1 pseudogene is annotated in these 212 nt (G+C 74.1%); it reads left to right on the top strand.

Features of this window, described 5'->3' with window-relative positions:
- Positions 1-190: pseudogene (locus G3I41_RS33825) on the top strand (glutamate synthase); the annotation flags it as partial.
- Positions 191-212 lie beyond the last annotated feature (22 nt).

The following is a 212-nucleotide window of genomic DNA, read 5'->3' as shown; positions in this document are numbered from 1 at the left end:
GGACCCGGAGCAGGGCCTGGTGCGCCTCGTCGAGAGCATCGCGCTCGAACTGCGTTTGCTGATCAGCGCGTTGGGCAAGTACGACGTCGGCGCGCTGGGTCCCGAGGATCTGTGGTGGCCGGACGGCGGCTCCTCCGACGCCGGAGCGCCGCTGCCCGCCGACCCGGCGGCCACTGGAGCGCCGCGGTGAACGGGCGGCCGAGTTCCACCGC

Source organism: Streptomyces sp. SID9727, assembly GCF_010550605.1.
In the GTDB taxonomy this organism is placed as follows: domain Bacteria; phylum Actinomycetota; class Actinomycetes; order Streptomycetales; family Streptomycetaceae; genus Streptomyces.
The sequence above is the reverse complement of the archived record's forward strand: the minus strand, read 5'-3'. Positions and strand labels throughout refer to the sequence as shown.